Raw genomic sequence first — 21,320 nt, 5'->3', positions numbered from 1 at the left:
CCGGTCTCAATGTCGGAGACCTGTGGTCACGACGCCCGATTGGCCTGGCATGGGTGCGGGCGGCCGCAATACGGTTCACCGGTGCGTAAGAGATCGTGGTGGTCCGTCGTGTCCGTGCGGCGTGTGGTCGTTGTGGTGGTTCTGGTCGCGACGGCGTTGAGCGTCGGGTTGGTCAATGCGGGGTCGGCAAATGCTGCCTACTTCGGCCGCTTCTATGTCGGTGGCTGCGGGATGCCGGCCACCCCTGTCGACATGTGGACGCGCGCGGGCAATTACAAGACGGTCATCGCGCTCGACGGCCTGCGTGCCACCAGCGATATGAGTGGTTGGCGCCACGAGACGCATATCCAGCGGATGGCGGATTCCGGAGTGAACGTCATCCAGCCGGTCGGCGGCCTCGCGAGCTTCTACTCCGACTGGGAGACCAAGAGCCCGGCGAGCAAGATCGCCTACCGGTACCGCTGGACGTGCCGCCTCGACGGGATCATCCGTGCGCTCGACGCACGCGGTCTCGCGGTGGGATCGAAACAGAAGTACGCCATGATGGGCATCTCGATGGGCGGCAACGCCGCGATGATCTACGGCGCCTACCACCGCAACCGCATCTCCGACATCTTCTCGATGTCGGGCTACCTCAACCTCTCCGCGCCGACCATGCGCGAGGCGATTCGCGTCGCCCTCATCGACGCCGGGGTCGAAGCGGGCGTCGGACCGCTGAGCGCGGACGCGATGTGGGGCCCGCCGTGGAATCCGCGCTGGGAGCGCAACGACCCGCTCGTGCAGCTGCCCAGAATGCGAGGGATGAAGATCCGCATCGCCTCGGGTTCGGCAACGTGGGGGCGCTACAACACCGACGCGGTCTCGTCGATCAAGGGAACGCCTCTCGAGGTCGCGGCGCTGGCGCAGACCCGCGCCTTCGAGGTCGCCGCAGCCCTCCAGAAGATCCCCGTCACCACCGACTTCCCGAGTACCGGCACCCACACGTGGGCGTACTGGGAGGACATGGTCTGGCGGGCCAAGAACAGCAGGTGGTTCCACGACAGGTGACCGATGTTTCCGCGCGTTTTCAGGGGATGCGACGCGCGGAACGGTCTGACTGACGTGGACGTCCTCTGCGACGCCGATGTCACGCCCGTGACCGAGGATGGGGAGCGGTTGCCCGTCACACCAACGCGGCCGCGGGCGTGACATCGACGATGTGCGATGTGGACGATATTCAACTTCGACGATCCGCGACATGGACAATTCGCGACACGGACGATTGGCAACCTCGACGATCCGCGTTACCGACGATTGGCAATACCTATGCCCGCGTCACCAATCGGCGAGGTCGACGTAGCCGTCCTGGATGGCTCGGACGAACAGCGCGGCCTTCGACGGCGCGGGCCTGCCGACCGCGCTGTACTTCGCCCGGATTCGGGAGATATGGGTGCTGACGGTCGTCGCACCCAGGAACAGCTGTCGAGCGGCTTCCTCTTTGGACTCCGAGTGCAGCCACGCCACGAGGACCTCGACCTCGCGCGCGGACAGCCGCGCGCGCAACGGCCCCTGGGTGGCGGCATCGATTCGATGGAGGGGAATCGGTCGATTCTGGACTAGCGGTGTCTGGTGCATGGACTCCCTGCGTTCACGCCGAGTGCGGTTGGGGGCCGTGAGGTCGACGGTTGTGATAGTGATCGAACCTGTCGTCTCATCGGTTGAATTATCTTCACCGCAGTGCTTCCGACGCGTCGAATGTGGCGCGTCCGTACAGCAAGTCGATACGACTGTCGATACGCTGACCTGCACAAAAGAGCAGGAGGCTTGATGACGCCGGAGTCGGTGACGACGCGCGAAGAACTCGGTCGCGCACTCACGGAATTGCGTGTCGGTGCGGGGCTGAGTGTGCGGGATGTCGCGGCCGATGCGGACGCATTGCTCGGGACCGTCGCCGGTTGGTTCGCGGGGCAGCACGCACCGACCCGCGCGAGCCGTCAGATGTTCGAGAGGGTTCTCGGAGTCTGCGGTGTCACCGATCCCGAGGATGTTGCCGCCTGGTGGGAGGCCGTCGAACGCAGTGCGCGGAGGACCGGCCGTCGTCGGACTCGGCCCGACTCCCCGTATCGCGGATTCGCGACGTTCGACGCTGCCGACGATCAATACTTCTTCGGACGCGACGAGCTGGTGGCCAGACTCGTCGACCTCATCGTCGCGACACGCAGCGCCGACCGGGAGACCAGCGGTATGGCGCGCGGCGTGATGGTCGTCGGAATGTCGGGTGTCGGAAAGTCGTCGCTCGTCCGTGCGGGCCTCCTTGCGCAGGTCGTCCACGAGGGGCCGCTCGCCGGTTGGCGGTGCGCGGTGATGACGCCGGGCGACGACGCCTTGGCGGCCCTCGACGCGGCGATGGACGAGTTGGCCGCGCACGAAAACACCGATCGGCCCGCGCTGCTCGTGATCGATCAGCTCGAGGAGATGTGGACGCAGAACTCCGACGACGTGCGCAAGCAGGCGATCACGCGGATTCTCGACGCCGCGCAGGCGCCCGGCTCCGACATCGTCCCCGTCGGGGTGTTGCGCGCCGACTTCTACGGACGCGTCGTGCCGTGGGTGCCCAAGACGCTGGAGAACGCCCAGTTGGTGGTTCCGCCGATGCAGCGTGAGCAGTTGCGTGAAGTCATCGTCGGGCCGGCGCGCGTCGCCGACGTCGAGGTCGAGCCCGACCTCGTCGACATGCTCCTCGACGACGCCGTGCCCGCGGCGGGCTCGACGGCAGCCGGTGATCTGCCCCTGCTCTCCTACGCGCTGCTCGCGACCTGGGAACAATCCGACGGTCGGCGGATGACCGTGCGCGACTACCTCGCGACCGGGCGCATCGGCGGTGCGGTCGAGCAGGCAGCGGAGAAGGTGTACGGAGAGCTGTCCGCGGACGAGCAACAGATCGCGCGACGCATGCTGCTCGCGATGGTCAACGTCGACGAGGACGGGGTCACCCGACGTCGGGTTCCGCTCGACGAACTGACCGCCGACGGGGACTCCCGCGCCGCGCACGTGCTGGAGAACTACGCGGCGTCCCGCCTCGTGACGGTGTCGTCGTCGCATGCGCAGGTCACCCACGAGGCATTGCTGACCGCGTGGCCGCGGTTGCGCGGATGGATCGACGACGACCGTGAACAACTCCTGTTGCGTCGGAGATTGCGCGCGTACTCCGAACCGTGGGACGCCGACGGCAGGCCGGACGACATGCTGATCGGTGGGCCGCGATTGGAGGTCTTCGACCAACTGGCGCAGGAGTCGGACGACGACCCGATCGACCCGGTCAGCAGCGAGTTCCTGGCTGCCGCGACCGCTCGACGATCGGCAGAGGCAGACCGCGAGAAGCGTCGATCCGCTCAGTTGCGGCGCGTGGCACTGTTCGCCGCGGTGTTCGGGGTCGTCGCGGTGATCGGTGCTGTCGCCGCCGTCGCCGCGGGTGTGAACGCCGTCCATCAGCGAGAGGCCGCCGAGACTGCGAGAAACGAGGCACTGAGCCGGCAGTTGTCGGTGCAGTCGGCAGAACTCGGTGAGCGTGATCCGTTCATGGCGGCGCAGCTGGCGATGATCGCCTACGAGGCATCACCGACGCTCGAGGCACGTTCGCGTCTGATTGACGCAACGGGCCGCGGCGTGCCGACCCGATATCTCGGCGACCCCGGCTCGGTGCTCATGTCGCGCGTCGGCTCACTGATCGCGGCGGCGGGCGCGGGCGGTCAGGTCCGTCTCTTCAAGGTCGACGATGACGGGGTGCAGTCGAGGGTCGCCGAGTTCCGTGCGCCCGGCGGTGGCGGGCGGTTGGCGGGTGTCGCACTGATGCCCGACGCCCGCACGCTGCTACTCGGCGGACGCGGAACGATCACCGCCTGGGACATCGCCGATCCCGCACATCCGTTGCGGCGCTACGACTTTCCCGATGTCAGTGGCGACATCAACAGACTCACCGTCAGCCCGGACGGCCGGTTTGTCGTGGCGTCTGTTCCGGACAGGGGTGTCGAGGCATGGGTAGCACAGGGGCAGACCTGGCGGTCGGTTCCGTTGCCCGCGAAGGTCGCGGGCGTCGCGGGGGCGGCAGCGTTCAGCTCGGACGGAAAGTCGCTGGCGACCAGCAGCGCGAACCGCCGGGTGGATCTCTGGCGGATCGACGGTGACGCGCTCGTCCCGTCGGGCGAGATACCACTCGACGAATGGCGCGACAACGAACTCGCGCAGGGACTCGTCTACACGCGCGACGGGACGCGACTGCTCGCCGGGCTGCGGAGTCGGGTGATCCAGGAGTTCGACGTCGCGAATCCCGCAGCACCACGCTCGGTGGCGCGTTTCGGTGGTTTCAACAGCTACGTCAATGCGGTGGCGTTGAACGGCGACGACACGAAAGTCGTCGGCGCGGGTGCCGACAACACGATTCGGGTGTTCGACCGCTCGAATCCGGCTGCGGCACCTCGGGTTCTGACCGGGTCGTCGAACTCGGTGTCGGTGGTCTTTGCGGGCGATGACATCGTCTCGTCGAGCGAGGACGGGCGGGTCCAGGACTGGCCTCCGGTTCTCGGCATGACGTCGGTCGGTACCAACAGCGTCTACCAGATACCGGCGAACCGCGACGCGACGACGATCGTCGCCGCGGACACGGGCACCGACGGTCGGATCACGCAGTGGCGCGTCGAGCCGTCAGCGATCGTGCGCGGCGGACCAGACCTGATACCTGCTGCGGGACTTGTGTACTCGGGTGCCGTGGTGATGTCTCCGTCGGGTCGCGTGGTCACCACCGGAACAGTCACCGGGACAGTGCAATTTGCCGACTACTCGAATCCGCAACAGCCACGCGTCGTGGGCAGCGTCGCGGCGCAACCGACACTCAACGAGACTGTCGACTACAGCGAGAAGTCCGGTCTGGCGGTCACCGGCGCCACCGACGGCAACAACCTGACGGTCATCGACGCCACGACGCTGTCGGCCCCTCGTGTCGTCTCCACGTTCGACGCCGGCGGCGGGATCGCGTGGGCGTCTCTGAGTCCCGACGGGCGCACGGCCGCCGTCGCAACGGTGACGGGTCCGGTGCGACTGATCGATCTCTCCAATCCCGCTGCGCCGCAGGCATATCCCGATCCGATCACGTTCAAGGCCTCGGCGCTGTCGGTGCGCTTCGACGCCAGTGGCACATCGATCGTGTCGACGTCGGAGGAACGCAATGTCGAGGTGGCCGACATCTCCGACAAGCGGCATCCGCGCAGGACGGCCGAACTGTCCGGACCTGCCGGGCAGCTCTACAGCGCTGGATTCTCCGCGGACGGCAAGAGGGTGATCGCGGGTGGGAGCAACTCAGAGGTGTGGGTGTGGAACCTCGCTGATGCTCAGGCAGAGGTGGTGCTGCGGTCGTATCCGGGCCGCGTGTACGACGTCCGCTTCCTCCCCGGCGACCGCATCGTCGCGGCAGGGCAGGGAGGCTTCATGGAGACCTGGACACTGAGCCCGGGACAGATCATCGACGAACAGTGCGCTCACGGCGCCGACCCGATCACGCCGGAGGAGTGGCGCACGTATATCCGCGGTCTCGACTACACCTCGCCGTGTAGGCGGTGACCGGCCCGCCCGCAGGCCTGTGACACGCCGCGTGACTACCCTTGGTAGACGTGCGTACATTCCGTCGGCCCCGCATCGACACCGATACGACGTCCGGAGCTACGACGTCCGGACCCACGACATCCGGAGCGCAATCGCTTGCCGTCGAGGTGTCGGGGTCACTCGACGACGGCGTACCGGTGGTTCTGGTGCACGGCATGGCCTCCGACCACACCACCTGGCGGGCGTTCGCCAAGGCACTACGACGCCGCGGCCGCGCAGTTGTGTCGATGGATCTGCGCGGGCACGGAGTGAGCAGTCGCGAGAAGCGATACGGGCTCAATGATTTTCGGTCCGACGTCGCGTTCGTACTCGACGAACTCGGTCTCGATACCGTCGACCTCGCCGGCCACTCCCTCGGTGCGCACACCGCGCTGCGTGTCGCGATGGATCAACCCGGGCGAGTCCGATGCCTCGTGCTCGAGGAGGTCCCGCCGATGCCCCGCGATGACGCCGATCTCGCCGAGGAGATCGCGGTCGACGCGACACTCGGCGAACGCATACGCGGCCTGGGACAGTTGCTCGCCGATCCGCGGCCGTTCCTGCGTTACGACCGGTCGGTCACCGATCAGGTCAATGCCGAGTTCGCGGTCGCCGCACCGCAGTGGTGGGCCGCACTCGACGACGTGCGTGCGCGCACACTGGTGATCTCCGGCGGTGAACGCAGTTTCCTTCCGCCACGGCATCTTCGGGCGCTGAGCGAGCGACTTCCCGACGGCTCATTCGAGATCATCGACGCCGGCCACTCGGTTCACCGTGATCAGGGCTCTCGGTTCGTGAGTCTGGCGGGCGACTTCCTCTCGGTGGTGACATGAACGACGGGGAAATGAAGGGTGCCGACATGACGGAAACAGATGCCGCCCCGAGCGGGTCATCGCTGCCCCCGGTCGAGGAGATCCTCGAGACCGCGCGGGTCGTCGCGTTGCCGATGCGGACACGGTTCCGCGGTATCACCCGCCGCGAGGCGCTGATCTTTCGTGGTCCGGCGGGATGGGGCGAGTTCGGTCCGTTCGTCGAGTACGACGACGAGGAGTCGGCGGCGTGGTTGGCGGCCGGCATCGAAGCCGCCTACCTCGGACCGCCTGCCGCACAACGTGACTCCGTTCCGCTGAACGCGACGGTGCCTGCCGTCGCCGCCGACCAGGTCGCCGACATCCTGGCTCGTTACCCGGGAGCGACGACAGCCAAGGTGAAGGTGGCCGAGCCCGGGCAGTCGCTGTCCGACGACGTCGACCGTGTTGCGGCAGCTCGCGCCGTGATACCTCGGGTCCGGATCGACGCCAACGGGAAGTGGTCTGTGGCGCAGGCGATCTCGTCGATCCGTGCGATCGGCGACGTCGAGTACGCGGAACAGCCGTGTGCGACCGTCGACGAGTTGGCCCAGGTGCGTCGTGCGGTCGAGGTACCGATTGCCGCCGACGAGTCGATCCGTAAAGTCGCCGACCCGATGCGGGTCGTCGCCGCGGACGCTGCCGACGTCGCGGTGCTCAAGGTGGCACCCCTCGGCGGCATGCGTGCGGTACTGCGGTTGGCCGACGAGATCGGTCTGCCCGTCGTGGTGTCCAGCGCCCTCGACACTGCGGTGGGAATGGCTGCGGGCGTGGCTGCCGCGGCGGCGCTCGACCGTCTCGACCTCGCGTGCGGACTCGGCACCGGCTCGTTGTTCGCCGTCGACGTCGCGGACCCGTTCCTGCCCGAACACGGCGTCGTCGCCCCGAGATGGTTTGGCCCCGACGCCGCACTCGTGTCCGACGACGCCGCCGCCGATCCCGAGCGGACAGCGTGGTGGCACGACCGTGTGCGCCGGTGTCACGACGTGCTGCGTCGACGCGGCGCCGAGCCGGACTTCACGAAACCATAGAGACATTTGCGCCGATCTGTTCCAATGGGGTGAGAGCTGGATCACATCGACAGTGCGCTCACTTCGGGTGCGGGTCGGTTGTGTAGCTGGTCCAGCTGCTCAGATCCACCTGCTCTGATCCACCTGGACGGAAGGCTGCGACATGACGATCATCGCTCCAGCGCCTGCGGGAAGTGGACTGCGCGCGGTCCCGTGTGCCGACCGCAACGGGATGCTCGAGGTGCTGTCGATGCGCCGCGACCCGTTCGGCTACTCGGCTGCGCGCCGCGCTGCGTACGGCCCGATCTACGGAATCAACGCGCTCGGGCTGAGGGTGGTGGTCGCATCCGGAGCCGACGCCGCCGACGAGATCCTGCGCAACCGTGACCGTGCGTTCGCCAACGGGCCCGCCTGGGGTTACTTCATCGGTCCGTTCTTCAATCGCGGTCTGATGCTGCTCGACTTCGACGAGCACCGTCACCACCGGCTGCTCATGCAGCAGGTGTTCTCCAACACGGCACTCAAGGGTTACATGCAGGAGATGTCGCCCATGATTTTCGATCGCATGCAGCGGTTCCCCACGGAAAAGGTGCTGTTGGCCAACGAGTTCAAAGCACTGACGCTCGACGTCGCGCTCGAGGTGTTCCTCGGCGTCGAACTGCCTCGGGACGAGGCAGACCGTCTCAACAAGGCGTTCATCGAGACGGTGCGTGCGGGAGTTGCGTTGGTGCGCAAACCTGTTCCCGGTGGACGTTGGTGGAAGGGTCTGCGATCGCGTCGAGTTCTCGAAGAGTTCTTCTCCTCCGCGATCGCCGACAAACGGGCGCGGGAGACTCCCGATCTGTTCTCGGTGCTCTGCCACGCCGAAACCGAAGAGGGGCAACGCTTCACCGATGACGACGTGGTCAACCACATGATCTTCGTGTTGATGGCCGCACACGACACCTCGACGATCACCATGACTCAGATGGCATACCACCTGGCCCGCCACCCCGAGTGGCAACAGCGTGCGCGCGACGAATCAGATGAGCTGCCAAGCGAACTCGGATACGACGATCTCGGTTCGCTGAGCACTCTCGACCTCGTGATGAAGGAGTCGTTGCGGCTGTGTCCGCCGGTGCCGTCCCAGCCGCGCGCGGCGATCGCCGACACCCGCATCGGCGACTTCTTCATCCCTGAGGGCACGATGGTCTCGATCTCGCAGCTGACCAATCATCGCGACCCTGAGATCTATTCGGAGCCCGACCGATTCGACCCCGAGCGGTTCATGCCCGACCGTGCTGAGGACAAACAGCACCGGATGGCGTGGGCGCCCTTCGGTGGTGGCGTGCACAAGTGCATCGGCCTGTACTTCGGGCAGATGGAGATCAAGACGATCATGCATCAACTGCTGCGCGGCTACGAGTGGTCGGTGCCCGCCGACTATCGAATGCCGATGGATTACAGCGCATTACCGGTTCCCAACGACCGGCTCCCCGTCACGTTGTGGCGGCGATGACCGCTCGACGAGCAGCGGAACGTACTGCTGGCGCCGCACACGCTGGGGAGTCGGGGGAGCCGCCTCGCGACGTCCGACAGCGTAAGCGTCGTAACACCCGCAGTCCCGCGGACCAGGAGACGGCGATCCTCGCCGCTGCGGCCGACGAGTTCACGGTTGCCGGGATAGCGCAGGCGAACGTCGATGCGGTGGCCGCGCGCGCCGGGGTCAGCAGAAGCACGCTGTATCGCCGGTTCCCGAACAAAGACGCTCTGCTGCTCGCGGTCGCGGCCGACCGGTACGAGCGGGGTATGCGCACACTCGGCGCCGCGGTGGCCGGACTCGGGCCGTCGGACGCCGTCGTTGAGGCGTTCTATCGTGGCGCCCAGATGATCTCCGACGATCCGCTGCTCAACCGGTTGATTCTCGCCGATCACGGCGTGAAGCGACTCACCGCCGAACTCGGTGCGCTCTTCGTCGAGGTCGCCACGGCGCGCATCGCCGCAGTGCTGCGTGACGCGGGCGCGCAGATGCCCGCCGACGATCTCACTCAAGCTGTGGAAACTCATGTGCGACTGGTCATCTCGTATCTGGAAATGCCGGCATCGGATGATTCGCGGCGCGAGCCGAGCAGTGTGCGTCACTTCGCGGCGACGTTCCTCGCTCCGATGATCTGGTGAGAGTGCGTTCCCACGCCCTAGGGTGGATGCGAAGTCGCGTCGGTGGGTTCAGTGAACGAGGAAGTGTGCCGGTGGCGTGGCTCCTTACGCGCAGTACAAGACAGGGAGGGCGTGCGTCATGATGCGGCGCGCAGGTTCGGGTTCGTCGACGGGAGGTGTGTCCGTCGACGGGTCCGTGGCGAGCGATCGGACGCTCCTCGAGAACGAGCGCGGTGCGCGGGCGGAATTGCGCAGCGCCCTCGATGACCTGCTCGACGCCGAGGTCGACGCAGGAATACGGCCCGGCGTGCGTCGGATCTGGTGGGTGCTCGTCGGGCTGGTGGTGATCGGTGCCGTCGTCGCGGCGGGCGTCGGAGTGGCCGCGTGGGTGCGGGCGGCGCATGCCTACACCGACGACGACTATCGGCACACCGCCACCGAGGTGGCGTCGCTGCTGCTGTCGGCCGATCCTGCAGACCCCGCCCGTGCACGGCGCATCCTCGACCGGGCCACGGGCGGATTCCACGACGAATTCGCCCAATCGGCGAGCAGCTACACCGAGTACGTGCGACGCACCGGAACCGTCGGAGATGCGACGGTCGACGCGTCGGGGGTCTCGGCGCGCTCCGGCGACGACGCGACGGTCCTCGTCGCGGCTGCAGTCAGCTATCGCGGTCAGCAGCAGACGCCGGTGCGCGAGTTCCGGTTGACGATGCTGGTCGTGCCCGACGACGGGGCGCTCAAAGTGAGCGCCGTCAAGTACCTGCCATGAGTGCTGAGAAAATGAGTGCTGGGGACATGAGCCCAGCAGATTCTCGGGAGCTCACGAGTAAGGCTCGCCGACAACGGATCATCGGAACCCGGATCATCGGAACCCGCCGTGCCGTCGCCCTACTGCTGTGCGCCGCGCTCCTCCTCGCCGCGGTGGCGGCGGGCGTCGTGGTGGCGTCGCGTGCGGTGGCACGCAACGGTGCTGTCGAGCAGGCCCGCACCGAGCTGCGTGAGCAGGCGGGGGCGACGGTCGCCGCGGTCTTCACCGTGCACTCGGCGACGTGGCAGACCGATCGCGCCCGCGCCCGCAGTCTCGTCGCGGGCGACTTCGCGGAAGGCTTTGCCGCGCAACTCGGTCGCGCACCCGACGGCGGTGTTACGGCTGTCGAATGGCGACCCGGCGACGTCGCGGTGTCCAATGCGCAGACAGACAGCGGAACGGTGCTGATGACCGCGACGGTCACCACGACTCGTGCAGACGCCGCTCCGGTCACCGAGAAGCGAACGGTGAGTGCATCATTCACCGAGATCGACGGTCGCTGGCTCGTGACCGGAGTCGAGGTGCTCGCGTGAGTGACATCGGGAAGTCCGAGAAGGCGAGATCGGACGAGTCGGGATCGTCGGAGAACGAGCGTGTTCTGGCGGCTGCCGCTCGGGTCGACGAGGCCACTCGGACGGCGCGACGCGGGCGGATCGACGCGGCAGATGCGCTACGCGCGCGTGCCCGACGCCGGTCTCGCTCGCTGCGTATCGGATTATCCTGTGCCGCAGCCCTTGTCGTCTGCGGGCTGGTGGCGATCACAGTGCTCGCCGTGGTCGATCACAGGCAGGATGAACGCGCAGCCGGGCAACATGCCGCGCTGACCGCAGCACGCGATGCGGTGACGGCGATGCTCACCGCGACGCCGAAGGACGCGACCGGATACGCAGACCGGATCATCGCGAACAGTACTGGCGCAGAGCATGATCGGCTCAGCAAGGCACGTGACGCACTCATCGCCGCGGTCTCCTCCGCGGAGAACGGGATGTCGGGTCGGGTGATCGCGGCCGGACTGATCAGCGACCCGACGTCGACGTCGGACGGGGCGCGTGCCGACGCGCTCGTCACCACGCAGGCCTCCGATCCAGCTCTGCTGGGCGCAGACCCGGACACCGATGTGCTCACGGTGCGCCTGTTGCTTGAACGCGTCGGCAGGACGTGGAAGACCGCCGAGGTGGTGGTGAAATGAGCGCTGGTGCCGGCACGAGACCGCTCGTCGCCCATCACAGGCTGCCGCGTCGTGCGCGCAGAGCGCTACTCGCGGCGTCGCTGATCGTCGTCGTGGCGTTGGTTGTCGCGGCGGTGTCGTGGACCCGTGCGTACACCGACAGACCATCACCGGATGACGCGGCGCGCTCGGCGCTGCTGACGGCCACCGAACGGATCGTCGAACAGACGTTGCGTGTGGCGCCGAATGCGTCGGACAAGCAACGAGACACGGTGGCCGCCGGGCTGACCGATCCGCTCGCAACCCGCTACGCACTCCATGGTCCCGACGCCGTATTGCCCGGCGCGGTTGCGGGCCGACTGACCGTCGGGGCCGACGTCCTCGACGCAGGTGTTGCGTCATACACCACGTCGGCTGCGCGCGTCCTGGTCTTCGTCGACGAGACGCTCGGGAACTCGGCAGGCTCGAGCGACGAGAATTCGCCGACCAGAACCCCTATTGCTCGGTGGGCGCACATGCGTAGTGTCGACGGGAACTGGTTACTGGCCGACCTCACACCCGTCGGGGACATCACGCGCTGATGGAGAGGCATCGCTTGGACGCGAGGCATCATTCGCCGACGGCCGCCTATCGGGGAGTGTGATCGTGCCGAACGAGAGGATCTCATGAGCGCAACATCGGGTGTCGTGATCGTCGGGGCGGGGCTCGGAGCGATCCGCGTGGCCGAAAACCTCCGCGCCGATGGGTACGACAAGCCGATCACGCTGATCGGTGCCGAACCGCATCCGCCGTATGATCGTCCGCCGCTGTCAAAGTCGGTGCTGCTGGGCAAGGACGACCGCGTCGACCTCAAACCGGCTGCCTTCTATACCGATTCGGATATCACGCTGCGTCTCGGTACCACCGTCGGCTCCGTCGAAACCGACGCGAAGACGGTGTCCGTGGTCGACGAGGCGGGCGAGTGCAGCGTCGTCGAATACGACACGTTGGTGCTGGCGACGGGTCTGGCGCCTCGTGCGTTCCCGGGCACCGACGCGATATCGGGTGTGCACACCCTGCGTACGTTCGCGGATGCTCTCGCGGTGCGATCGGCCATCGATGCGGCTCAGAACGCGGTGGTGATCGGCGCCGGATTCATCGGCTGCGAGGTGGCGGCGAGTCTCTCGTCGCAAGGCATCGACGTCACTATCGTCGAGCCGGCACCCACACCGCTCGCGCTCGCGCTGGGGCCACGGATCGGAGCGCTCGTCACGCGGATGCACGAGGCCAACGGGGTCACGGTGCGTACAGGCGTCGGCGTCGCCGAGATCGTGGCGGGCGAGGGCGGCGCAGTCCGCGAGATCACGCTCGACGACGGGTCGGTCCTGCCCGCCGACCTCGTCGTCGCCGGGATCGGATCCACACCGGTGACCGATTACCTCGACGGGTCGAACATCGAGCTCGCGCCCCGCGAGGTCGGCGGCGGAATCGCTTGCGACGCACAGGGACGCACGTCTGTGCCGGGCGTCTACGCCGTCGGCGACGTCGCCAACTGGCTCGACGACGCGGGCGATCCACGCCGCGTCGAGCACTGGAACCACACGGTCGAGCAGGCTGCGGTCGTGGCCGCCGACATCACCGGCGGAGAAGGCGCGACGGCCGCCGTGCCGTACTTCTGGAGCGATCAGTTCGACGTCAAGATCCAGGTGCTCGGCGATCCACGGGCAGACGACGACGTCCACGTCGTCTCCGACGACGGCAAGAAGTTCCTCGCCTACTACAGCAGGGGCGGAATACTCACCGCGGTCGTCGGCGCGGGCAAGGTTGGCGCCGTGATGAAGACACGTCCGAAACTGCTGACACCGACGCCGATCTCGGAGCTGGTGCCCGACGCATGAGGCATGCCGTCGAAGCATTGGGAGGTGCGGATGGCTGATGCGGGAGGGTCCGCCGAGGACGTGATCGCCGCGGTCGACGCACTGGCCGATCCGGAGCGCGCCACGTCGATGGCGTCGTACTTTCAGGCGCATCCGGGTGGCTACGGCGGCGGCGACGAGTTCCTCGGTGTCCGCGTGCCCCAACTGCGCGCGATCGCGAAGCGGTTCCGCGGTATCAGTCGCGGCGAGGTCCGTACTCTGTTCACCTCGCGCTACCACGAGGTGCGACTGGCCGGATTGTTCTGCGCGCGTGACGGATTCGACCGTGCAGATGCCGCGGAGGCCGACCTGTGGGTCGCGGACTACCTTGCGGCGGTGGCAGCGGGGGCGGTGAACAACTGGGACCTCGTCGACTCGTCCGCGGACCCGATACTCGGTGAATGGTCCTGGCAGCGCGGCGATGTCGATGTGCTGGTGGATTTTGCTGCGCGAGATGATCTGTGGGAGAAGCGGATCGGCATCATCGGGACCTTCGCCTGGATCAAACACGCCGACGCACAGGCGTTGGCGGCGGTCGCGCCGCTGGTGATCGACGACCGCCGACCGCTGATCCAGAAGGCATTCGGGTGGATGCTGCGCGAGACGGGCAAGCGCGTCGACGCCACAGCACTCACGTCCTATCTCGACGACCACGCCGCCCACATGGGCCGTACCGCACTGGGATACGCCGTTGAACACCTCGATCCAGAGGCTCGGGCACACTACCGGTCACTGCGCTGAGCGCACTGTTGCTGCTGCGCTGAGCGCACAGGCGGCTCCTGGGCTGAGCTCACTTTTGCTACTGCGCTGAGGGTGGGTGCTCGGCCGCTTTGTCGGCGCGCAGCATGCGTTCACGGAGGTCGTCGTAGATCGCTGGGCTGCGGAGGAGTGAGGCGATCACGACGGCGCCTGCGCCTGCAGCGAGCATCGGGACGGCGGCGCTGGTGACCGTCGTCATCTCGATCACCAGGATGATCCCGGTCAACGGAGCCCTGACGACGGAGGCGAACAGGCTCGACATGCCGACCAGTACCAGGGGTAATGCGAGCTGGGTGGCGAGCGTCGACGAGAAGAGGTTGACGAACCAGGCGAAGAGAAGTCCGGACAGTGCGCCGAGCGCGAGCATCGGCGCGAAGAGTCCTCCTGGTGTGCCTGCCGAGTAGGAGAGCGGTCCCGCGATGAACCGGATGACCAGAAATCCGACAAGTGACATGATCGCGATGCGGTGACCGTCGAGAATGCTTTGGGTCAGTGAGTCGCCGCCACCTGCCAGGTCGGGTGAGATCAGCAGCAGGGCGCCGATGAGTGCGCCGATCATCGCGGCCTTCACCATCGCCGGAATGCGGTGCAGCGCTTCAAACCACGACAGGCACGCTCTGATCAGCCAGTTGTAGCCGACACCGAGAAGTCCGACGAGGACGCCGAAGACCATGAAGAGCGGCAACGTACCCAGAGCCGGGGCGGCTACGTTCGAGACCTTGAAGTCGGGCATGTCACCGAGGACGACGCGCGAGCACGTGACCGCTGTCGCGACCGCTGCAAGCGTCCACACGACCTCTCGGATGCGAACCTTCTTGGCGACCTCCTCGAAGACGAACATCGCTCCGCCGATCGGAGCGTTGAACGCCACGGCGAACCCGGCGCCGGACAGAACTGTCTGCAGGCCACGGATCTCGTCCTTGCTCGCCCGACACCATCGCCCTGCTGCAGCACCGATCGCGGCGGCCATGTGCACCGTCGGGCCTTCGCGACCGAGCACGAGACCGCCGACGCCGATCGACAGCAGTCCTCCGACGAAGCGCGCAGGCACAACCATCAACGACGGTGGCTCGGCCTGTCCACGTTCGACGGCCTCCACATGTTGGATTCCGCTGCCCGCTGCGCGTGGCACCTTGATCGCGATCCACGTCGCGGCGGCCGCAGCCGTCGCTGAGATGGCCAGCGGGATAAGCCAACCCACGGGACCGTGGTGATCAGACCAGTCGACGACGTCGACCCGCCAGGCGTCGAGTCGGGTGAGCAGCCAGCGGAACGCCCCGCCGACGAAACCCGCGACCACACCCGCCGCCGCCGCGACGAGAGTCAGCAGAACCAGCGCTCGTGCGTCGAGGCGGTCGTCGTCGATGCGGTGAAAGCTGTGGTCGTCGGTGGTCACTTCGAGTGGCGGAAGACTTTTACGGCCGCTGCGATGAGCGGAATCTGAAGGGGGAGTCGGCCTATCGCGATCGCCTTGTACACCGTTGGCTTGTGCCACCACATGCGGACCATGTTGATGTTGGCCGGATAGACCGCGACGAAGAGTGCGGCAGCCGATCCCGCGGCGAGTCGACGGGTCTGCGGCACAAGCAATCCGGCGCCGATGCCGACCTCGGCGACGCCCGATGCGTAGGTCAGTGTGCGGGCATCGGTGCCGAGCGCTCCGGCGATCTCGGGCGGCACGATCTCGTCGAAGGGTTTCGGTACGGCGAAGTGCAATGCGCCCATTCCGAGCAGCATGCCGCCGAGCACGCGCGCCAGACGGTTGGAGGGGACGTCTGGCGCCATGTCAGAACTCGATTCGCAGTCGGTCGGATGTGGGGTGTGCCTGACAACCCAGGATGTAGCCGTCCTCGATGTCTTCGGGGTCGAGCGCGCCGTCGTTGTCCATCTCGACGCTACCCTCGGTCAATGTGCAGGCGCACGAACCACATTCGCCCTCCTGACAGGAGTACGGGGCGTCGAGCCCGGCGTCGAGCATGATGTCGATGAGCGATCGGCTCCGTGGCCAGGTGAGTTCGTGTGTCTCGCCGTCGAGTTCGACCTCGACGGTGGCCGCTGCGGCCTGTTCGTCGGCGGAGACCTCGGCGAGCTCATGGTCGGCGAAGGGGTCGCCTGCCAGTGAGTTGTACACCTCGGTGTGAACGTCGTGGTGTGCGAATCCGGCGGTGTCGAGGGCGCGGTGCACCGCGTCCATGAACGGGCCGGGGCCACACATGTACGCGGTGTGCCCGACGTAGGGAGAGAAGATCTCGGCGAGCGCGGCGTCGGTGGGCAGACCCCTGTCGGTCTCGAGCCAGTGGACGACGGTCAGCCGATCCGCGTTGGCGCGGAGCAGTTCGTCGAGTTCCGTCGAGAAGATGACGTCGTCGACGCTGCGGTTGGCATAGAAGAAGACCACGGGGACCGTCGACGACGCGAGGGCGGTCTTGAGGATCGACATCACCGGAGTGACGCCGCTGCCCGCGGCGATGAGGAGTAGCGGGTCGTCGAGAGTGCGTGGAGTGAACACCCCCGACGGTGGGAGTACCTCGATCTGCGTGCCTGCGGCGAGGTTGTCGCACACCCAGTTCGAGCCGTAGCCGTCGACGGTGCGCTTCACCGTCACCTTGGGTAGCGCGTCGGTCGCTGGCGAGGAGGCCAGTGAATAGCAACGCGCCACCGAGCCGGTCTGCTCGCTGGGGATGCGAAGTGTGAGGAACTGGCCCGGCTTGTAGTCGGTGAACGCGTCCTTGTGTTCGTCGGGGATCTCGAACACGATCGAACGCGCATCGGCGGTCTCGTCGATCACCTCGGCCACGGTCAGGATCACACTGCGTGATCCGTGCGGGGTCAGTTCTGCCATCTCGCGGAGTCTCCTGCGTACTGTCGTTCTCGCAGCCGGGTTCGGCCAAAACGAGAACATGTTCTAGTTCAGCCTAGCGTAGCCGATCGGCCCAGGGTAACGGCTGGACTGTGGGCTTGTCGGGGCAGGACCGTCGGGGAGCGACAGTCTGGCAAGAACTAGGCGAGTGCCGTCCGCAGGAAGTCGTCCCACGCCGCCCACTGTGCTGCGTTCATCTCGGTGTGGCTCCCGGTCCCGAGGACGGTCCGGTGGTCGACACCGTTGGCGACGAAGTCGGCTTCGAGCTTGGCATGCAGCGGCGAGGGAACCGTGAGGTCGAGTGCGTTGAAAAGCAGCAGCGTCGGCCTGGTGTAGCCCGACGTCGGCACCGACATGTACCGGTCGAGAGATGCACGCAGTTCCGGCGAACCGAGCGGCTTGGCGAGCAGGCTGCCGAACGCGGTTCCCGCCGGAACCGTCGGGGCTGGGCAGCCGTCACCGACCTTGTCGACGAGGCTGCGTCCGTACGGCGACAGATAGCTGTTGACGTCGACGGCCGGGTCGGCGACGCGATTGCCCGCAAGGACGGCGAGCAGGTAGCCGTAGGCCTTCTCCAGCACGGCAGGCGCCGGCGGGACGTACGGCCCGAGGAAGGCCATCACCTTCTCGACGTCGGATTCGGGGTCGACAGCGATGGCACCGCGGAAATCGGTTGGCGCGCCGTAACGGCTCTGCATGTGCGCGGTGGCCAGCGCGGCCTGCCCACCCTGCGACGGACCAGCTACCACCCACTTCTTGGCAAGACTTGGTTCGACACTGCGTGCCGCGTGCAGGAGGTCGATGGTTGCCGCGCCCTCGGAGTCGTTGTTCAGGTAGGGGTGCACGCCGGTGTGAAAGCGGCCGAGGCCGACGTAGTCGGGCGCGACGACCGCGTAGCCGGACGCCAACAACCGAGAGGTGAACCTGTCCGCCTTCGCGTCCGGGCCACTCTGGCCGCCGCAGCCCGGTCCGTAACCGGAGGTGCCGTGGGTATAGGCGACGACGGGCCAGCCTCCGGCCGGCGCCTTGCCTGCGGGGAGTAGGAGGCCGCCGCTCGCAGGCACCGGCTTGCCGTCTGCTCCGCGCGTCCAGTAGTCGATCGCGAGGCCGTGGGCGGCGCCGCGCCAACCGTCGGGCCGCGCTTGCGTGTCGATAACCGTTCCGGCGGTACCGGATTCGGTCGCGGCGCGTGCAGTGGGAGCTTGAGCAGGGGGAGCGGCGTCGGCGAGCGGCGCCGTCAACGCCAGGCTCAGCGTAGCGGCGGCCGCGGCGAGTGCCGCTCTGGTGGATACGGCGACTCTCACGACTGCGACCTCCGGAAGAACTGTGAATTGTTAGGCCAGCGCAGAATACGGGGCCGGCGCCGAAGAAACACGTGTTTCTGACAGATGCACGCGAAGCTTTGCTCGCGTCTGTCAGAAACACGTGTATTTGCGCAGGGGTCGGGCCGGGATCGGGTGCAGGGCCGTTCAGTGCAGGGCGCCCAGGCCGTCGGCGAGAGTCGCGCAGCCCGACACGATCAGCGCGGTCAGGTCGGAGTCGGGGTGTGCGAGCCACTGCTCGTACGCGGCGAGGGTGGTGCCCAGGCACATCCAGCCGATGGTCTGCGGCACGTGCTCGTCGACGTCGAGTCCCAGTCTGCGCGCACAGAATTCGGCAACCACACGACGCCACTCCGCGTACATCAGCATCGAGTATGCCTGCAGCGCAGGTACTCCCAGCAGAAGTGACATTCGACGACGGTGGTGTTCGAGGTAGTCGTCGTCGACGGCGTTGAACGACACCAGAGCGTCGGTCAGGGCCGCGGCGATCGGGAGATCCGCGGGGATAGCGGCGAGCAGCGTGCGCATGTCGTCGAGATGTGCGTCGAAGTCGCCCCAACAGATCGCGTTCTTCGACGGGTAGTAGCGGAACAGTGTGCGCCTCGCGATGCCCGCGGCGTCGGCGATGTCGTCGACGCTGGTGTTCTCGAAGCCCGACTCGGTGAACATGTCGATCGCGATGGTGCTGATCTCGTCGCGCGTCGTGATGGGCCTGCGCCCCGGTGTCGCTGCGGCTCTGCCGCCCGCGGGCGCTGCGGCCGCGCCGTCCGGTGTCGCCGCGGCTCTGCCGTCCGGTGTCACTGCACGGATCGGCGTGGGGTCCGAAGGGTTCATCCTCACCTGTCCATCCGGATAGTTTTCGCTTTCAGGTGTTTTCCTGCACCCGGTGCCATTATAGTGTGGCGTGATCCACTTCACTTCACCAACACAAGGAGGTCTAGATCATGGCAGATCAGTCAGCCAAGTCTGCACAGGATGTTGCGGCAACCACCGGCGTTCCGGCGGATGTCGACGCCGAACTCGTGGGCGAGTCGCTCGTCGAAGAGGTGTCGATCGACGGGATGTGCGGGGTCTACTGATGTCCGCACCGACATCCCTTCCGGTCACCGGGGGTCGCGACGCGGCCACCGGTGATCCGGTACCGCACGCAGAGTCGGCGCCGACGTTGCACGCGTTCGATTCGACGCAGGCGTGGCAGCTCAATCCGAAGGTGGCGCTGCGGCCCGAGCCGTTCGGTGCGCTGCTCTATCACTTCGGAACCCGCAAGCTCTCGTTCCTCAAGAACCTCGCGGTGGTCGGCATAGTCGAGTCCCTGCGCGATCACGACAGCGCCGACGACGCGCTGCACGCCGCGGGCATCGACAGCGCTTCGCGACCGCTCTACCTCCAGGCCCTCGCCGCGCTCGCGTCGTCGGAGATGATCTGTCGTCGCTGATGTTTTGGCGATGAGCTTTCCGGCGCTGATCTTTTCGGGCGTCGCCTGAACTTCAGACCGCAGAAGACCAGCCCTCTTCGTGCCTGCTCGTCCACGCATGCTTCAAGGAGTCACCATGACCACACTCGAGTTGCCGCCCAGCGCAACTGAACTCGCTGCGACCTCCGCGATCGCGACGTCGGCCCGTCCGCCGAAGGTCGGCAGGCTCGTCGACCAGTTCGAGAAAGGCCTCGACGCCCCGATCTGTCTCACCTGGGAACTCACCTACGCGTGCAACCTCGCGTGCGTGCACTGCCTCTCGTCGTCGGGCAAACGCGATCCCCGCGAACTCTCCACCGAGCAGTGCAAAGCGATCATCGACGAGTTGCAGCGCATGCAGGTGTTCTACGTCAACATCGGCGGCGGCGAACCGACTGTGCGACCGGACTTCTGGGAACTCGTCGACTACGCCACCAGTCATCAGGTGGGAGTCAAGTTCTCTACCAACGGTTTACGTATCGACAAGGCGGTCGCACAGCGGCTGGCGGCGTCGGACTACGTCGACGTGCAGATCTCGCTCGACGGTGCCACTGCAGAGGTCAACGACGCAGTCCGCGGACCGGGCTCCTTCGACATGGCGGTACGGGCGCTCGAGAATCTGTCCGATGCGGGCTTCCGCGACGCCAAGATCAGCGTCGTGATGACGCGGCAGAATGTCGCGCAACTCGACGAGTTCAAGGCGCTCGCCGATCGCTATGGCGCCACGCTGCGCATCACGCGGCTGCGTCCGTCGGGTCGCGGCGCCGACGTCTGGGATGACCTGCACCCGCTGCCGTCTCAGCAGCGCGAGCTCTACGAATGGCTTGTGGCACATGGTGAGAACGTGCTCACCGGCGACTCGTTCTTCCATCTGTCGGCATTCGGATCGGGCAGCGGCGGGGGTCTGCCCGGCCTGAATCTGTGCGGCGCCGGACGCGTGGTCTGCCTGATCGATCCTGTCGGCGACGTCTACGCGTGTCCCTTCGCGATTCACGAGAACTTCCTCGCGGGCAACATCGTCTCCGACGGCGGGTTCAAGGAGATCTGGCAGAACTCCGACCTCTTCACCGAACTACGCGAGCCGCAGAACGCCGGCGCCTGCACGAAGTGCGCGCACTTCGACGCCTGTCGCGGCGGCTGCATGGCGGCCAAGTTCTTCACGGGTCTGCCGCTCGCGGGACCCGATCCCGAATGTGTGCAGGGTTTCGGTGAGGAGCTGCTCGCCGGCGAGCGATCCAAACCCACTGCGAACAAAGATCATTCGCGCGGGACACCCCTGACCCTGATGACTCGCAGGCCCGACGGCGACTTGGCGCCGGTCGGTGGCCCGCCGTCGAAGAACTGCGACGAGAACCCGCTCGCGGGCTTCTCGCTGTAACAACCCAGCACGAGCACGCATCCCGCTCGGTCCGACACCGGGCTCATCCGAACGTGCCCGCGGCATG

The 21,320-nt window shown here is 66.8% G+C and carries 20 protein-coding genes and 1 pseudogene; 15 read left to right on the top strand and 6 right to left on the bottom strand.

Annotated features, from left to right (window positions below):
• Window positions 1–108 precede the first annotated feature (108 nt).
• Window positions 109–1,047 (top strand): alpha/beta hydrolase, encoded by a 939-nt coding sequence (locus tag A5785_RS18545; protein ID WP_064868267.1) that lies wholly within the window; start codon window positions 109–111, stop codon window positions 1,045–1,047.
• Between the two features lie 267 nt (window positions 1,048–1,314).
• Here A5785_RS18545 and A5785_RS18540 read toward each other — a convergent pair whose 3' ends face one another.
• On the bottom strand, window positions 1,315–1,614 hold the full coding sequence (locus tag A5785_RS18540; protein WP_005203855.1) for a response regulator transcription factor: 300 nt from the start codon (window positions 1,612–1,614) through the stop codon (window positions 1,315–1,317).
• 192 nt (window positions 1,615–1,806) lie between these two features.
• Between A5785_RS18540 and A5785_RS18535 the strand changes: the two genes are divergently transcribed.
• The 11 genes from A5785_RS18535 to A5785_RS18485 all read left to right on the top strand — a co-directional run bounded on the left by A5785_RS18535 (window position 1,807) and on the right by A5785_RS18485 (window position 14,222).
• A complete protein-coding gene (locus A5785_RS18535; RefSeq protein ID WP_064868264.1) occupies window positions 1,807–5,592 on the top strand; it encodes an NACHT and WD repeat domain-containing protein in 3,786 nt (1,261 codons plus the stop codon).
• 50 nt (window positions 5,593–5,642) lie between these two features.
• Window positions 5,643–6,446 (top strand): alpha/beta fold hydrolase, encoded by an 804-nt coding sequence (locus A5785_RS18530; protein ID WP_373278528.1) that lies wholly within the window; start codon window positions 5,643–5,645, stop codon window positions 6,444–6,446.
• A gap of 26 nt (window positions 6,447–6,472) precedes the next feature.
• Complete coding sequence (locus A5785_RS18525) at window positions 6,473–7,492, top strand: o-succinylbenzoate synthase (protein WP_039854921.1); 1,020 nt, start codon at window positions 6,473–6,475, stop codon at window positions 7,490–7,492.
• A gap of 142 nt (window positions 7,493–7,634) precedes the next feature.
• Complete coding sequence (locus A5785_RS18520; RefSeq protein WP_005203871.1) at window positions 7,635–8,969, top strand: cytochrome P450; 1,335 nt, start codon at window positions 7,635–7,637, stop codon at window positions 8,967–8,969.
• Window positions 8,966–9,628, top strand: a complete 663-nt coding sequence (locus tag A5785_RS18515) for a TetR/AcrR family transcriptional regulator (protein WP_005203874.1) — start codon at window positions 8,966–8,968, stop codon at window positions 9,626–9,628. The genes A5785_RS18520 and A5785_RS18515 overlap by 4 nt, the downstream gene beginning before the upstream one ends.
• A gap of 118 nt (window positions 9,629–9,746) precedes the next feature.
• Window positions 9,747–10,379, top strand: a complete 633-nt coding sequence (locus A5785_RS18510) for a hypothetical protein (RefSeq protein ID WP_174273022.1) — start codon at window positions 9,747–9,749, stop codon at window positions 10,377–10,379.
• Between the two features lie 26 nt (window positions 10,380–10,405).
• Window positions 10,406–10,951: a hypothetical protein gene (locus tag A5785_RS18505; protein ID WP_005203876.1), complete on the top strand. Its 546-nt coding sequence runs from the start codon at window positions 10,406–10,408 to the stop codon at window positions 10,949–10,951.
• Entirely contained in the window at window positions 10,948–11,607 is a 660-nt protein-coding gene (locus tag A5785_RS18500) for a hypothetical protein (RefSeq protein ID WP_005203877.1), read from the top strand. Before A5785_RS18505 ends, A5785_RS18500 begins: the two co-directional genes overlap by 4 nt.
• Window positions 11,604–12,167, top strand: a complete 564-nt coding sequence (locus tag A5785_RS18495) for a hypothetical protein (RefSeq protein ID WP_005203878.1) — start codon at window positions 11,604–11,606, stop codon at window positions 12,165–12,167. The genes A5785_RS18500 and A5785_RS18495 overlap by 4 nt, the downstream gene beginning before the upstream one ends.
• 84 nt (window positions 12,168–12,251) lie before the next feature.
• Window positions 12,252–13,463, top strand: a complete 1,212-nt coding sequence (locus tag A5785_RS18490) for an NAD(P)/FAD-dependent oxidoreductase (RefSeq protein WP_005203879.1) — start codon at window positions 12,252–12,254, stop codon at window positions 13,461–13,463.
• A 30-nt stretch (window positions 13,464–13,493) separates the two neighbouring features.
• Window positions 13,494–14,222, top strand: a complete 729-nt coding sequence (locus tag A5785_RS18485; protein WP_005203880.1) for a DNA alkylation repair protein — start codon at window positions 13,494–13,496, stop codon at window positions 14,220–14,222.
• Window positions 14,223–14,280: 58 nt separating this feature from the next.
• On the opposite strand, the gene A5785_RS18480 is transcribed toward A5785_RS18485, so the two are convergent.
• From A5785_RS18480 to mftR, 5 genes are all read right to left on the bottom strand, one after another.
• Complete coding sequence (locus tag A5785_RS18480) at window positions 14,281–15,636, bottom strand: chloride channel protein (protein ID WP_005203881.1); 1,356 nt, start codon at window positions 15,634–15,636, stop codon at window positions 14,281–14,283.
• The gene (locus A5785_RS18475) at window positions 15,633–16,025 is read right to left on the bottom strand and encodes a DoxX family protein (protein ID WP_005203882.1); all 393 of its coding nucleotides are present in this window, start codon (window positions 16,023–16,025) and stop codon (window positions 15,633–15,635) included. Before A5785_RS18475 ends, A5785_RS18480 begins: the two co-directional genes overlap by 4 nt.
• Before the next feature lies 1 nt (window position 16,026).
• Window positions 16,027–17,082, bottom strand: coding sequence for a ferredoxin--NADP reductase (locus A5785_RS18470; protein ID WP_005203883.1), 1,056 nt, complete (start codon window positions 17,080–17,082; stop codon window positions 16,027–16,029).
• Window positions 17,083–17,240: 158 nt separating this feature from the next.
• Entirely contained in the window at window positions 17,241–18,404 is a 1,164-nt protein-coding gene (locus tag A5785_RS18465) for a lipase family protein (RefSeq protein WP_005203884.1), read from the bottom strand.
• A 165-nt stretch (window positions 18,405–18,569) separates the two neighbouring features.
• Window positions 18,570–19,256 (bottom strand): mycofactocin system transcriptional regulator, encoded by a 687-nt coding sequence (mftR, locus tag A5785_RS18460; RefSeq protein ID WP_231895488.1) that lies wholly within the window; start codon window positions 19,254–19,256, stop codon window positions 18,570–18,572.
• A gap of 170 nt (window positions 19,257–19,426) precedes the next feature.
• On the opposite strand from mftR, the pseudogene mftA reads away from it, so the two are divergent.
• The 3 genes and pseudogenes from mftA to mftC all read left to right on the top strand — a co-directional run.
• Window positions 19,427–19,501: pseudogene (gene mftA / locus A5785_RS23815) on the top strand (mycofactocin precursor MftA); the annotation flags it as partial.
• Window positions 19,501–19,857, top strand: coding sequence for a mycofactocin biosynthesis chaperone MftB (mftB, locus tag A5785_RS18450; protein WP_064868261.1), 357 nt, complete (start codon window positions 19,501–19,503; stop codon window positions 19,855–19,857). The pseudogene mftA and the gene mftB, both read left to right, overlap by 1 nt.
• A gap of 115 nt (window positions 19,858–19,972) precedes the next feature.
• The gene (gene mftC, locus A5785_RS18445; RefSeq protein WP_005203888.1) at window positions 19,973–21,253 is read left to right on the top strand and encodes a mycofactocin radical SAM maturase; all 1,281 of its coding nucleotides are present in this window, start codon (window positions 19,973–19,975) and stop codon (window positions 21,251–21,253) included.
• Window positions 21,254–21,320: the final 67 nt, after the last annotated feature.

Origin of the sequence: Gordonia sp. 852002-50395_SCH5434458 (genome assembly GCF_001665905.1) — a bacterium.
GTDB classification, from domain to species: Bacteria; Actinomycetota; Actinomycetes; order Mycobacteriales; family Mycobacteriaceae; genus Gordonia; species Gordonia jacobaea.
Note: the sequence above shows the minus strand (reverse complement) of the source record. Positions and strands in the feature narration are given on the sequence as shown.

What these genes read in the sequence shown, in the direction of transcription:
- A5785_RS18540 (WP_005203855.1), bottom strand. Translation starts at nt 1,614, where the DNA reads ATGCACCAGACACCGCTAGTCCAGAATCGACCGATTCCCCTCCATCGA.
- A5785_RS18535 (WP_064868264.1), top strand. Translation starts at nt 1,807, where the DNA reads ATGACGCCGGAGTCGGTGACGACGCGCGAAGAACTCGGTCGCGCACTC.
- A5785_RS18525 (WP_039854921.1), top strand. Translation starts at nt 6,473, where the DNA reads ATGACGGAAACAGATGCCGCCCCGAGCGGGTCATCGCTGCCCCCGGTC.
- A5785_RS18520 (WP_005203871.1), top strand. Translation starts at nt 7,635, where the DNA reads ATGACGATCATCGCTCCAGCGCCTGCGGGAAGTGGACTGCGCGCGGTC.
- A5785_RS18515 (WP_005203874.1), top strand. Translation starts at nt 8,966, where the DNA reads ATGACCGCTCGACGAGCAGCGGAACGTACTGCTGGCGCCGCACACGCT.
- A5785_RS18510 (WP_174273022.1), top strand. Translation starts at nt 9,747, where the DNA reads ATGATGCGGCGCGCAGGTTCGGGTTCGTCGACGGGAGGTGTGTCCGTC.
- A5785_RS18505 (WP_005203876.1), top strand. Translation starts at nt 10,406, where the DNA reads ATGAGCCCAGCAGATTCTCGGGAGCTCACGAGTAAGGCTCGCCGACAA.
- A5785_RS18495 (WP_005203878.1), top strand. Translation starts at nt 11,604, where the DNA reads ATGAGCGCTGGTGCCGGCACGAGACCGCTCGTCGCCCATCACAGGCTG.
- A5785_RS18490 (WP_005203879.1), top strand. Translation starts at nt 12,252, where the DNA reads ATGAGCGCAACATCGGGTGTCGTGATCGTCGGGGCGGGGCTCGGAGCG.
- A5785_RS18485 (WP_005203880.1), top strand. Translation starts at nt 13,494, where the DNA reads ATGGCTGATGCGGGAGGGTCCGCCGAGGACGTGATCGCCGCGGTCGAC.
- A5785_RS18475 (WP_005203882.1), bottom strand. Translation starts at nt 16,025, where the DNA reads ATGGCGCCAGACGTCCCCTCCAACCGTCTGGCGCGCGTGCTCGGCGGC.
- A5785_RS18470 (WP_005203883.1), bottom strand. Translation starts at nt 17,082, where the DNA reads ATGGCAGAACTGACCCCGCACGGATCACGCAGTGTGATCCTGACCGTG.
- mftR (WP_231895488.1), bottom strand. Translation starts at nt 19,256, where the DNA reads ATGAACCCTTCGGACCCCACGCCGATCCGTGCAGTGACACCGGACGGC.
- mftB (WP_064868261.1), top strand. Translation starts at nt 19,501, where the DNA reads ATGTCCGCACCGACATCCCTTCCGGTCACCGGGGGTCGCGACGCGGCC.
- mftC (WP_005203888.1), top strand. Translation starts at nt 19,973, where the DNA reads ATGACCACACTCGAGTTGCCGCCCAGCGCAACTGAACTCGCTGCGACC.